Genomic DNA, 12,525 nt, shown 5'->3' with positions numbered 1-12,525 from the left:
GGCCCTATCAGGCTATTGGAGGCGGCGAGTATAGCCACAGTTCCCCCCGATATGTCCCAAGCCGTCCATCACCAACTGACCGTTCCGTTCGAGCACGCCGGGCAACGCCTGGACCAGGTGCTCGCCGAATTGCTCGAAGGGTATTCCCGAACCCGCATCAAAGAGTGGATCGACGCCGGCGAGGTGCTGGTGAACGGCGCGAAATTACGGCCCAAGGACAAGGTTTTGGGCGGGGAGAGCGTCGAAATCCGGGCCACCCTGCCGGACGCGGTGAACGTGGAGCCCGAGCAGATCGGGCTGAACATCGTCCACGAGGACAAGCACGTGCTGGTGATCAACAAGCCGGCCGGGCTGGTTGTTCATCCGGGGGCGGGCAACGCCGCCGGCACTTTGCAGAATGCGTTGTTACATTTCGACACAAAGTTGGCCCAGGTGCCGCGCGCCGGCATCGTCCATCGACTCGATAAAGACACCAGCGGGTTGATGGTCGTGGCTCGCACAGTCGAGGCTCATACAGCGCTGGTGCGCGCCATCGAGGCGCGCGAAGTGGAGCGCGAGTACGAGGCGGTCTGCGTTGGAGTGATGACGGGCGGCGGTGTGGTCGATGCTCCCATCGGTCGTCATCCGGTCGATCGTCTCAAGATGGCTGTGCGTGAGGATGGTCGCGAGGCAGTGACGCACTATCGAGTGGTCACACGGTTCCGAGGCCACACTCATGTGCGGCTGAAACTGGAGTCCGGCCGCACCCATCAGATCCGCGTTCACATGATGCATATTCACTATCCGCTGGTGGGCGATCGTGTGTACGGCGGGCGCATGCTGTTGCCGAAGGGCGCGGCTCCCGAGTTGATCGAAGCATTGCGCGGGTTCAAGCGTCAGGCGCTACATGCGGCGCGGCTCGCGTTCGAGCATCCAGTGAGCGGCAAACCTGTCGAGAACGAAGCGGCGCTGCCCGACGATATGCAAGCGTTGTTAGGAGTGCTGGCGCGCGACGCCGCGTCAGTCAAAAAGAGTTGAGCTCATGCCCGAGTGGATCACTCCCGACTGGCCCGCGCCGCCGCCAGTAAAAGCGGCCGCGACCCTGCGCACGGGCGGGGTCAGCGAAGGCCCGTTTTCGAGCCTCAATCTGGGCTCGCACGTAGGAGATGATCCCGCCGCGGTCGCCGAGAACCGACGTTTGCTCCGTGCCGCGCTCGCATTGCCGGCCGAACCAGCGTGGTTGAATCAGGTTCACGGAACGGACGTGGTGGATGCCGCGCAAGTCGCAGCGGCCGTGCCGAATGCCGATGCTTCGTTCGCGCGAAGCGCGGGCGCCGTCTGCGTCGTAATGACGGCCGATTGTTTGCCCGTGCTCTTTTGCGATCGGGAAGGAACGCGCGTGGGCGCCGCGCATGCCGGCTGGCGCGGTCTGGCAGGTGGCGTGTTGGGCGCCACGATCGAAGCGCTCGATGTTCCTTCGGGGCAACTGATGGCCTGGCTCGGACCCGCCATCGAGCAGGACGCGTTCGAGGTCGGCGATGAAGTTCGCGAGCAATTCCTGAAGCTCGATACCGGCAACGCGGCGGCGTTTCAAACCAATGCCCGCGGCCGCTGGCAGGCGGATTTATATCAATTGGCTCGTAACGAGCTGGCGCGGCTTGGCGTCGCCGCCGTGTACGGCGGCGGCTTTCAGTGCTTCGCCGATAGCAAACGTTTCTTCTCGTACCGCCGCGAGAGCCGCACGGGCCGCATGGGCACGCTGGTCTGGCTCGAACCCTAGCAGGCGCTGTCGGGAAGCCTTTCCCGCGCCGGCTGGCTCTTGACACGCATGCTACCCTGCCGGTCATACCAACAGCGTCATTAGCGACCCAGTCCGTGCCGGCGGCAGCCAGCGACGGACGGCCCCGAATTTCAAAACATGCATCTGCTCAGCTGGATTGTTTTATTCACAGCCATCGGCGGCGTACTGAGCGCGCTGGCCGCCTCGCTGTTCCTGGCTGTGCCGGACCATGTTCGGTCGCGTGTGCTGCCGCATCTGGTGAGCTTTGCGACCGGTGCTTTGCTCAGCGCGGCGCTGCTCGGTCTGCTGCCGCATGCCATCGAATCCAAAGGCGCCGCCGACACCCATGAGATCGGCCTGACGCTCCTCGCCGGCCTGCTGCTGTTCTTCGTGCTGGAAAAGATGGTGCTCTGGCGGCACTGCCATGCCGACGTTTGCGAGGTCCACGTGAACCCGGAGCCGCATGGGCACACGCACGCCCATGCTCATCCAATGGGCCACAACCATCATCACCACCACCATAACCACCAGCAGGGTCGGGACCACGCCTCGGCCATGCTGATCCTGATCGGCGATGGCTTTCACAACGTGCTGGACGGGGTGCTCATCGCCGCGGCCTTCATGACCGATGTCCACCTGGGTGTGGTCACGGCCATGGCCGTGTGCGCTCACGAGATCCCGCAGGAAGTGGGCGATCTGGCCATCCTGCTCAACGGCGGCATGAGCCGCCTCAAGGCGCTGACCCTCAATCTGGTCGCCAGCGTGACTTCGGTGCTCGGTGGGGTGGTGGCGTATTTCGCCATGGCCCAGGTCCAGGAAGTGCTGCCCTACGTCATTGCCATCGCGGCATCGAGCTTTCTTTACATTGCCGTCGCCGACCTCATCCCGGGCCTCCACCGCAAGGTCGATCCGGGGTCGGGGGCCTGGCAGCTCGTGTTCATCGTGCTCGGCGTGGCGGTGATTTACTTCAGCCACAGCATGGCCCATTGATCCCAGGCAGGCAGCTGCCTGCCTCGGGAACACAGTTGAATTTTCCGACCTTTCGCCCCAGATCGCTGCCAGGTAAACGGCGCCGATGCAGGGTGCGCCGGGGGAAGCATTCTTATGCGAATGGATAAATTCACGAGCAAATTCCAGCAGGCCCTGGCCGATGCTCAGTCGTTGGCCGTGGGCCGCGACAATCAATACATCGATCCGGCGCACCTGCTGGTCGCGCTGCTCGACCAGCAGGGCGGCACCGTGCGCCACCTGCTCGACAAGGCCGGGGTCAACGTCAACCTGCTGCGCTCGCAGCTGGGCGAGGCGCTCGATCGCCTGCCCAAGGTCGAGGGCAACGCCGGCGAAGTGCACGTCTCCAACGAGCTGGGCCGCGCCTTGAACGTCATGGACAAGCTCGCGCAGAAGCGCGGCGACCAGTTCATCGCCAGCGAGCTGTTCGTGCTCGCCCTGCTCGAAGACAAGGGTCAGGTCGGCACGCTGTTGCGGAATGCGGGCGCGGTGAAGGGTTCCATCGAGCAGGCCATCGACGAGCTGCGCGGCGGCGAGAAAGTGAACGACGCCAACGCCGAAGAAAGCCGTCAGGCCCTGGAGAAATACACCGTCGATCTCACCGAGCGCGCCGAGCAGGGCAAGCTCGATCCGGTCATCGGCCGTGACGACGAAATCCGCCGCACCGTGCAGGTCTTGCAACGGCGGACCAAGAACAATCCCGTGCTGATCGGCGAGCCCGGCGTCGGTAAGACCGCGATCGTCGAGGGCCTGGCTCAGCGCATCGTCAACGGCGAGGTGCCGGAAGGCCTGCGCAACAAGCGCATTCTCGCGCTCGACATGGGCGCGTTGATCGCCGGCGCTAAATTCCGTGGCGAATTCGAAGAGCGCCTCAAGGCCGTGCTGAACGATCTCGCCAAGCAGGAAGGCCGCGTCATCCTGTTCATCGACGAGCTGCACACCATGGTCGGCGCCGGCAAAGCCGAGGGCGCGATGGATGCCGGCAACATGCTCAAGCCCGCGCTCGCGCGTGGCGAGCTGCATTGCGTGGGCGCGACGACGCTCGACGAGTATCGCAAGTACATCGAGAAGGATGCCGCGCTCGAGCGTCGTTTCCAGAAGGTGCTGGTCAACGAGCCGTCGGTGGAAGACACCATCGCCATCCTGCGCGGCCTGAAGGAACGATACGAAGTTCACCACGGCGTCGAGATCACCGATCCGGCCATCGTGGCCGCGGCCACGCTTTCGCATCGTTACATCACCGATCGTCAGCTGCCGGACAAGGCCATCGACCTGATCGACGAGGCCGGTTCGCGTATTCGCATGGAGATCGATTCGAAGCCCGAGGCCATGGATCGCCTCGAACGGCGCATCATCCAGCTGAAGATCGAGCGCGAGGCTTTGAAGAAAGAAACCGACGAGGCTTCCAAGAAGCGCCTGAAAGCGCTGGACGAGCAGCTCGGCGGCCTCGAAAAGGAATATTCCGACCTTGAAGAGGTGTGGAAGGCCGAAAAGGCATCGGTGCAGAGCGCCGCGGGCATCAAGGAAGAGCTGGAGCGCACCAAGATCGAATTGGAAACGGCGCGCCGCGCGCAGGATCTGGCGCGCATGTCCGAGCTTGCGTACGGCCGCATTCCCGAGCTGGAGCGCCGCCTGGCGCAGGCCACGGCCGCCGAACAGCAGCAGGATCAAAAGAAGCTGCTGCGTAACAAAGTGACGGACGAGGAGATCGCGGAAGTCGTGTCCAAGTGGACCGGCATCCCCATCTCCAAGATGCTCGAAGGCGAGAAAGAAAAGCTGCTGCGCATGGAAGAACAGCTCGGCAAGCGAGTCGTCGGCCAAGCCGAGGCGGTGTCCGCGGTATCCGATGCGATCCGCCGCTCGCGTGCCGGCTTGTCCGATCCGAACCGTCCCAACGGCTCGTTTCTGTTCCTCGGTCCCACCGGCGTCGGCAAGACCGAGCTGAGCAAGGCGCTGGCCGAATTCCTGTTCGACACCGAAGAGGCCATGGTCCGCATCGACATGTCGGAGTTCATGGAGAAGCACTCCGTGGCGCGACTGATTGGCGCGCCTCCGGGCTACGTCGGCTACGAGGAAGGCGGCTATCTGACCGAAGCCGTGCGGCGTCGGCCGTATTCAGTGCTACTGCTGGACGAGGTGGAGAAGGCCCATCCCGATGTTTTCAACGTGCTGTTGCAGGTGTTGGACGACGGCCGGCTCACCGACGGCCAGGGCCGCACGGTCGACTTTCGCAATACTGTCATCATCATGACGTCGAATCTGGGCTCGCACGTCATTCAGGAGTTGGCCGGCGAGGCCAATTACTCCAAGATGAAACAAGCCGTGCTGGAGATCGTGCAACAGCACTTCCGGCCCGAGTTCATCAACCGCGTCGACGACCTGGTGGTGTTCCATCCGCTGGGCCGGAATCAGCTGCGCGCCATCGTGGATATTCAGCTGGGTTATCTGCGCCGCCGCCTGGGCGACCGGGACATCGAGCTGGTGCTGGACGAGGCCGCCACCGATCGGCTGGCCGAAGCCGGATTCGATCCGGTGTATGGCGCCCGGCCGTTGAAGCGCGCCATTCAGCAGCAGCTGGAGAATCCGCTGGCTCAACGCATCCTGCGCGGCGAGTTCGGCCCGGCGTCGCGGATTCGCGTCACCGTGAAGGACGGCGAGCTCGCGTTTCAGAAAGGCTGAAATTTCAACGTTTGAAAACTTGAACAATCGGCGTCGCCCACTATCATGCGGCGACGCCGAGCCGCCCTGGTCTGTACGAGAATAACCATGCCGTTTTACGAATACGAATGCAGCAACTGCAAGTTCTACGTCGAGACCCTGCAGAAGATTTCCGATGAACCGTTGCGCGAGTGCCCGAGCTGCAAAAAGCAGACACTGAAAAAGCTGATCTCGGCGCCGGTGTTCCGCCTCAAGGGCGACGGGTGGTACGAGACCGACTTCAAGTCCGAAGGTGAGGACAAGCGCAATCTCGCCGACCGCGAAGAGGTCGCCGAGAAGTCCGAGGACAAGGCCGCGAGCGACACCAAAGCCGAGGCGAAGGCTGAGGCCCCTGCGAAGAAAGCCGAGGCCAAGCCGGAAGTGAAGACCGGCGCGGCCGCCAAGAAGGCCCCGGCCAAGGCTGCCCCGTCCAAGGGCAAGAAGCCGGCCGCCAAGGCGCCGGCCAAGCGCCCGCCGCCCAAGAAGGCGGCCCCGGCCAAGAAGAAGGCCAAGCGCCGCTAATCCAACGACTTAGAGGTTCCCGGCCCACCGACCTGGGGTGGCCGGGAGCCTTTAGTTGCGCGGCCTCCGGGGCGTCCGTAACATCGCGCGCTCCCTACGTCCCGAGCCTTTTCCATGCGCTCCCATTATTGCGGCCAGGTCAACGAGTCCCTCATCGGCAAGGAAGTCAGCGTCGCTGGCTGGGTGCACCGCCGGCGTGACCATGGCGGCGTCATTTTCGTCGACCTGCGCGACCGAGAAGGTCTGTTGCAGATCGTGTTCGACCCGGACAACAAGGCGGTGTTCGCCGACGCCGAGCGCCTGCGCAGCGAGTTCTGCATCCGGATCACTGGCGTGGTGCGCGCCCGGCCGGGCGGTACCGCCAACGCCAACCTCGCCTCGGGTCAGGTCGAGTTGCTTTGCCGTGAGCTGGAGATCCTGAGCCGCTCCGAGACCCCGCCGTTCCATCACGACGAGCCGGTCAACGAAGAGCTGCGACTGAAGTATCGCTATCTCGACCTGCGTCGCGACGTCATGCAGAAGCGCATCCGCCTGCGTCACCAGGTGACGCGCGCCATGCGCGACTATCTCGATAACAACGGCTTCATCGACATCGAAACGCCGATGCTCACGAAGGCGACCCCAGAGGGCGCTCGTGACTATCTCGTGCCGAGCCGCACGCATCCCGGTCAGTTCTTCGCTCTGCCGCAGTCGCCGCAGCTGTTCAAGCAGCTGCTGATGATGGCGGGCTACGATCGTTACTATCAGATCGTCCGCTGCTTCCGCGACGAGGACCTGCGCGCCGAACGTCAGCCCGAGTTCACTCAGCTCGATATCGAGACTTCGTTCCTGAGCGAAGAGCAGATCATGCAGCTGATGGAAGAGCTGATCCGTTCCATCTTCAAGACCGTGCTCGGCGACGACTTGCCGAAGCCGTTCCCGCGCATGACTTACGCCGAGGCGATGCGCCGTTACGCGTCGGATAAGCCGGACCTGCGCATTCCGCTGGAGCTGGTCGATGTCGCCGACCTGGTGAAAGGTTCGGATTTCAAAGTGTTCTCCGGCCCGGCGTCGAACCCGGAAGGTCGAGTCGTCGCCTTGCGTGTGCCCGAGGGCGGCACGAAGTTGTCTCGCAAAGAGATCGACGATTACACGACCTTCGTCGGCCGTTACGGCGCGAAGGGTCTGGCGTACGTGAAGGTCAACGAGAAGGCCAAAGGCCGCGACGGTCTGCAGTCGCCCATCCTCAAGTTCCTGAGTGACGACGCCGTGAGCGGCATCATGTCGCGCACCGGCGCGCAGGATGGCGATCTGATTTTCTTCGGCGCGGACACGGCCAAGGTCGTGAACGATTCCATCGGCGCGTTGCGTATCAAGGTCGGTCACGACCTGAAGCTCACCAAGACCGGCTGGCATCCGCTGTGGGTCGTCGATTTCCCGATGTTCGAATGGGATCCCGATGCGAAGCGCTGGGCCGCCCTGCATCATCCTTTCACCGCCCCGCGCATCGAAGACGCGGCAGCACTGCGCGCGGACCCGAAGAACGCCTTGTCGAAGGGCTATGACATGGTGCTGAACGGTTCTGAAATCGGCGGCGGCTCGGTGCGTATCCATCGCACGGAAATGCAGTCCACCGTGTTCGACCTGCTCGGCATCTCTCCCGAAGAGGCGCAGGTCAAGTTCGGCTTCCTGCTCGAAGCGTTGAAATTCGGCACACCTCCGCACGGTGGTATCGCGTTCGGCCTGGACCGCATCGTGATGTTCATGGCGGGCACGGATTCGATCCGCGACGTCATCGCGTTCCCGAAGACGCAGACTGCCGCGGACTTGATGACGAGCGCACCGACGACCGTCAGCGAAGAGCAGCTGAAAGAGCTGCACGTTCGCGTCAAGTTGCCGGTGAAGGTCGAAGGCTAACGCCCGATAAGGCGCGGGCGCGCGCAACGCGCGTCCCGCCATCACCGCGCACGCGCCTCGCGCATTCAGCCGCGCGTGCCAGCGCGCAAAACATTTCGTGCCTGTCGCCGCGCGCCTCAGACGTCGGCGTGGAATTTTACATTCGACGTTTCTGCGGAAAGCTGACGTTTCCCAAGGGTCATCCCTTCGTCCGGAAGGTAGCGGTGCATCGCGGGTGGGACGATTGAAATATGCTGCGAAAGTTTGTTTACATACAGGGGTATCGCGGGCATTTCTTTGCGCGCGTCGTTGGCGAGACGCACGACGTTCGGTTCGACTGCGCGGGCATGGACCACCCTCGATCGCTGTTCGGAGATCACGAGAGTATTCGCAGCGCCTTTGCGGCTGCTCTGCGCGATCTCAAAGCATTCCGCTTCGGTTTTGTGAAACCCACAGCGCTGGTTCATTTGATACCTCACCTGGAGGGCGGTTATACGTCAGCTGAATTGCGGGCATTCAGGCTGGCGGCCGAAGAAGCCGGCGTTGGTCGAATTTTTCTTCTAGACGACAAGGAAGGACCTGTGAGCGATGACACCTTGCGACAGATCTTTCCGGCGATCTCAGCCTGACCATCGGCCCGAGTTCGCACGCCGTGCGCTCTCGACTCACCCAAATAAGCACGGGCTGCTTATATCTGGGTTCTCACAAGTCCGAGATGTCTTCCATTACTGCGCGCTGCACGGCAAGGAGCTGCAGTCAGATCGAGTGCCGGTCATTTTCGGAATTCCAGCAGCGCCGTCGGATCCTGGGATGGTTGAAGCCAATCGAGAGTATCCATACGCGAACGATGTTGACCTTCCACAGCAATAGCGCGGTCGCTACCCAACTCTCTGGCGAACTTGTGATGTTGACAAGGGTCTCGGGTGGCTTTTCCACTCACGCCGGTTGCCACGATTACGACCTCGAGGACGCGTCGGAAGCTCGAGAATTCCTTGCGAAGTTTCGTCATTACCTTCGAGCGCATCCAGGTTGCAGGCATTCCTAAGTCCCGGCCCTTGACGGGCAAGCTGACCGACTCATTCGCTGTGTGTGGGCTCCATGAGAAGGCAAGTCATCCTCCTGGTCGTCGTGTTTGGTTTTGCTGTCGGCTGCAGTTCGAGCAATCCGCCTCGAATCGATGAAACTCAATGCAAACGCGCAGGAGGTGAGTGGAGAGGCGTGTGTATCGCTCAGAGGCTCACTTGCGTCAAGGCTTATAGTGATGCTGGCAAGCTGTGCCGGGATTCCTCAGAATGTGAAGGCGAATGCATGATCGACTTCACGGTCAGGTGCGAAGCCCCTGGCCAGTGCTCCGAAGAGGTACCGGTTCCTCCTCCAGGTTCAGAAGTAACCGGGACCTGCCAGCGCGACGATGATCCTTGCGGCAGTTTTGTTATCGTTCGCGGTGGCAAAGCTCAGCCCATCTTTCATAGAGACTGAAACGCGAAATGCTTCGCACGACTCGCATTGGAAAGTGACGAGCTTATGAATGCCATAATCGCAATTCATCCCTACATGACGCAGGGAGTCTGGGTATTCGATGACGCCGCGGTGGGTCTCCGTGAGGAGCCCTTCATTTCTGGCGCGGACGTCATCATCGAGCACATGGTCGCGGACATACCGAACGCAAAAGACGGCTTTACGTTGATCTTCTCCGGCAGCGCTTTTCCTGGATATCAATTGGAACTGGAGTGGGTCCGGGCGGATATGAGCGGCAACTGGTACCGCAGCCAAGCACTTGGCATGGAGGGATGGCTCTGTCCTGCGCTGCTGAAGTACTTTGAGTCGCTGCCCGCCAGGCTCTATGCTCAGTTCCGCGCTCGTTTGCCGGATAAAACAAAAGAGCCCACGCGGTGAAGCGCGTGCGCATTCTGCGGTACCCGTCGCGCAGCTTCAAAGATGTCCGGTGTACGGGCATCACGTTGCGAACTCATTCGGAAGTCGATCGGCGATATGAAAAGGGATACTGGCGTCAGGCGGCAAGAAAATGACGAAGGCGGAAGCGGTGGCGTTTTTCAGCGCTCGCGGCTTTCACGCATTCGAACGCGAATGGGTGATGGGAGAGACGATTGGAGTTGCGTCCGGACCCAATGAGACTCCTCAGGGAATAACTGTGTGGACTCGAGTCGTCTATATCGTGCGGCAGCCGAACGGATGGATCGTCGAGGAGCTTGGCGCCAGGGCTGCTGCCCAGCGCACTGTCGAACCAAAGAGCCTGGAAGAGGCGTGCGCCGACACTGTATCGCTGCTGTCTCAACCGAGAAGCACAGCATGACGCGTGCGTTATGAGATTCCAGATCGAATACATCACTCAGTCGATGGGATCGCCGTACATTCTGGCGCGTCAGTGTGGATCACGGCGAGTCGCTTCAGTGACAGCAGGTCCCACGGAGCACTATGAAACTGCCAATAGACTCAGAGCAGAAACAAACAATTCGTAGAGCTGTGGCCAAGGCGGCCGCCTCATTGATCGCGTTCTGCGTTCTGCTTGCCTGCATACCTGCGCCAATGCTCATATGGATGTTGGCGTCCGGAGCGTCACTGGAGTCGAAAGTCCCGGAAGATATGTTGTGGCTTGTCCTTGTCGGAGGCAGCGTCGGAGCCGGTGCGGCTTATCTCATCTATCGCTGGATCCTGGTCAAAGTGGGCGGGTTCGACTCTTACGAAGTGGGCCGGAGGTGGCATGGCAAGGGTACGAACACATAACAGGCCATTGCACGTGCGTAACGGCGGCGATAGAAGACTGAAGATGAAAGTCTCCGCAATCATAGCTTCGGCGTTCTGCGTTGCCGGGTTGCCATTGGGTGTCCTGGCGTGCTCATGTCCGTCTGACGACTCGCCACTCGCCGAGCAGGTCAAAGCAGCCGTCCGAGACTCGGACGTCGTGGCGGAAGTAGAAATCATTTCAACGTCGGTCGTCATGGTGTCAAAGGAAGTGTCTGGGAAACGATGGAGTTGGACGGACAAGCAGTATCACGATTTTGTAGAGACCGTGAGCGAACCCAAGCTTCTTGCGCAGATCTCCGCGCTCCGCTATTGGAAGGGCGCACATCACGGCTTGGTTGCGGTTCAGACGGAGGCAGAATGGCAAGCCTGCGGCCTGGGATTTAAGGCGGGGCAGCGTCTGTTGCTGTATGCGCGGACTGTAGAGGGAGACGAAGTCATGGAAACCGATAGCTGTACGCGAACCAAACTCTTGGAGGGTGCGGAGCCAGAGATAAAAGTACTCGAAGGCGTGCGTAAAGATAAGGAATCGCAGCGTTGAAACCCTTGAAGCATGGCTCGGTGAACTGGAAGACATATCTTCCAGAAGGCGGGATTGTCGACCAGAAGGGGCGAGTCACCAACGCGGGGGTGCGACTGCTGAGTTCGCAAGCCGATTTCGAGAGAAATACAACCGTTCAGGATCTCGCCAGGCTCATAGGTTACATTCAGGAGGTCCTCACGCGGGCTGCGGAGCCCTTCAAAGAAGGCGGCGAGATCCTTTTGCAGGTGTCCTTGAGCAAGGACGCCGAGCCCGCATTCGAAATGTCCTTTCAAGGCGATCTGACCACAGAGCTCTTGCAACGGTTCTACGATTCTCTGTCAGAGATCGACGCCCGGGCAGAACAGAGCACGGTCGCTCTGCAGATTCACTTCGTGATAAAGAATGCATAAACGAGCCGCGGGTCCATGACAAGCCGTTTCCAGTTGGACGCACAAGGAGGTTGAGAATGTTCGGTTCACATCAAGCTATCAGCCCGATCGGGCATCTTTCATGAAGAGATATTGCGTGGCGCTCGCCGCGTTGCTCGCGTTCCTCCTCGTGGGCTGCGCGCGTACGCCGGACGTAACGTTGAACCTGAGGGTGCACACATCAGACCCTGAGGTCGTTGAACAAGTGCGTCGTATTATTCTGTTTCGATTCAGCGAGTTTCGCTCATCCATGTTTTCGTCGATCGAATCCGAAGTGGACGGGCCGAAGATAACATTTCGGTTCAAAGGCGAAGCGCCGGAGCCATCCACCGTTGCCTACCTTTATGAAACAGCGGGAAGGCTCAAGGCGTCGTTCGTGGGTCATTCTGCTGTGTTGTTCACTGACCGGGACATCGAACAGGCTAATCTCGCCTATCTGGACGAACGCAATGTGATCCAACTACGCCTGCTGCCGGAAGCTGGGGATCGCCTGCACGCGATAACATCGCGCAACGTTGGGAAGGTTGCTCGTCTCACGCTGGACGGCCGAGTGTTGATCGAGTCGACGGTCACAGCTGCGCTTCGCGAGTCTTTGCAGATTCCGTCACCGGAGCAGGATCACGAGAGGGCGATGGCGCTCGTGGTTGTGCTGAGATATGGCGCGCTGCCGACTCTTGTCACGTTGGTCGGGCGTCCAGATGGCGCATGATGCCTTTGAATCCGAGCGCGAGGTCTCAGCGCTCCAATTTAACAGTTGATGCTCCAGCTGGAGGATGCGCCGACCTGGGAGTGCGTTTCTGCGGAAACGTGGTTTCAGGTTTGCAATAGGCGCGTGCTAAGTTAGAGGCGCAGCGCGGAGTCAGGTCGTAAGGATAGCGAGGCAGGGAAATGTTTGTAAGCACTCATACGAAAAGCGCCATATGCCTTCTACTGCTGTTTCTCGGCGGATG

General features: G+C 60.9%; 11 protein-coding genes. 10 read left to right on the top strand and 1 reads right to left on the bottom strand.

The genetic code is table 11. The annotated features are described in order from the left end of the window. The first annotated feature begins 51 nt into the window (after positions 1–51). The 6 genes from rluD to aspS all read left to right on the top strand — a co-directional run bounded on the left by rluD (position 52) and on the right by aspS (position 7,882). The gene (gene rluD, locus VGD45_RS16210; RefSeq protein WP_331156371.1) at positions 52–1,017 is read left to right on the top strand and encodes a 23S rRNA pseudouridine(1911/1915/1917) synthase RluD; all 966 of its coding nucleotides are present in this window, start codon (positions 52–54) and stop codon (positions 1,015–1,017) included. A gap of 4 nt (positions 1,018–1,021) precedes the next feature. Then, entirely contained in the window at positions 1,022–1,759 is a 738-nt protein-coding gene (gene pgeF / locus VGD45_RS16205; RefSeq protein WP_331156370.1) for a peptidoglycan editing factor PgeF, read from the top strand. A 138-nt stretch (positions 1,760–1,897) separates the two neighbouring features. Beyond that, positions 1,898–2,749 (top strand): ZIP family metal transporter, encoded by an 852-nt coding sequence (locus tag VGD45_RS16200; RefSeq protein WP_331156369.1) that lies wholly within the window; start codon positions 1,898–1,900, stop codon positions 2,747–2,749. 120 nt (positions 2,750–2,869) lie between these two features. Continuing rightward, entirely contained in the window at positions 2,870–5,446 is a 2,577-nt protein-coding gene (gene clpB, locus VGD45_RS16195; RefSeq protein WP_349263296.1) for an ATP-dependent chaperone ClpB, read from the top strand. 87 nt (positions 5,447–5,533) lie between these two features. After that, positions 5,534–5,986, top strand: a complete 453-nt coding sequence (locus VGD45_RS16190) for a zinc ribbon domain-containing protein (RefSeq protein ID WP_331156367.1) — start codon at positions 5,534–5,536, stop codon at positions 5,984–5,986. Positions 5,987–6,100: 114 nt separating this feature from the next. Further along, positions 6,101–7,882 (top strand): aspartate--tRNA ligase, encoded by a 1,782-nt coding sequence (gene aspS / locus VGD45_RS16185; protein WP_331156366.1) that lies wholly within the window; start codon positions 6,101–6,103, stop codon positions 7,880–7,882. Between the two features lie 116 nt (positions 7,883–7,998). Here the strand turns inward: aspS and VGD45_RS16180 are convergent, their stop codons facing one another. Then, complete coding sequence (locus VGD45_RS16180) at positions 7,999–8,328, bottom strand: hypothetical protein (protein ID WP_331156365.1); 330 nt, start codon at positions 8,326–8,328, stop codon at positions 7,999–8,001. Positions 8,329–9,385: 1,057 nt separating this feature from the next. Between VGD45_RS16180 and VGD45_RS16175 the strand changes: the two genes are divergently transcribed. The 4 genes from VGD45_RS16175 to VGD45_RS16160 all read left to right on the top strand — a co-directional run bounded on the left by VGD45_RS16175 (position 9,386) and on the right by VGD45_RS16160 (position 12,284). Further along, the gene (locus VGD45_RS16175) at positions 9,386–9,757 is read left to right on the top strand and encodes a DUF6717 family protein (protein ID WP_331156364.1); all 372 of its coding nucleotides are present in this window, start codon (positions 9,386–9,388) and stop codon (positions 9,755–9,757) included. An 892-nt stretch (positions 9,758–10,649) separates the two neighbouring features. Continuing rightward, a complete protein-coding gene (locus VGD45_RS16170) occupies positions 10,650–11,165 on the top strand; it encodes a hypothetical protein (protein WP_331156363.1) in 516 nt (171 codons plus the stop codon). After that, on the top strand, positions 11,162–11,557 hold the full coding sequence (locus tag VGD45_RS16165; protein ID WP_331156362.1) for a hypothetical protein: 396 nt from the start codon (positions 11,162–11,164) through the stop codon (positions 11,555–11,557). Before VGD45_RS16170 ends, VGD45_RS16165 begins: the two co-directional genes overlap by 4 nt. 115 nt (positions 11,558–11,672) lie before the next feature. Continuing rightward, positions 11,673–12,284, top strand: coding sequence for a SecDF P1 head subdomain-containing protein (locus VGD45_RS16160; RefSeq protein WP_331156361.1), 612 nt, complete (start codon positions 11,673–11,675; stop codon positions 12,282–12,284). The last annotated feature ends 241 nt before the right edge of the window (positions 12,285–12,525 follow it).

The organism is Steroidobacter sp. (assembly GCF_036402275.1).
GTDB lineage: Bacteria > Pseudomonadota > Gammaproteobacteria > Steroidobacterales > Steroidobacteraceae > Steroidobacter.
The sequence above is the reverse complement of the archived record's forward strand: the minus strand, read 5'-3'. Positions and strand labels throughout refer to the sequence as shown.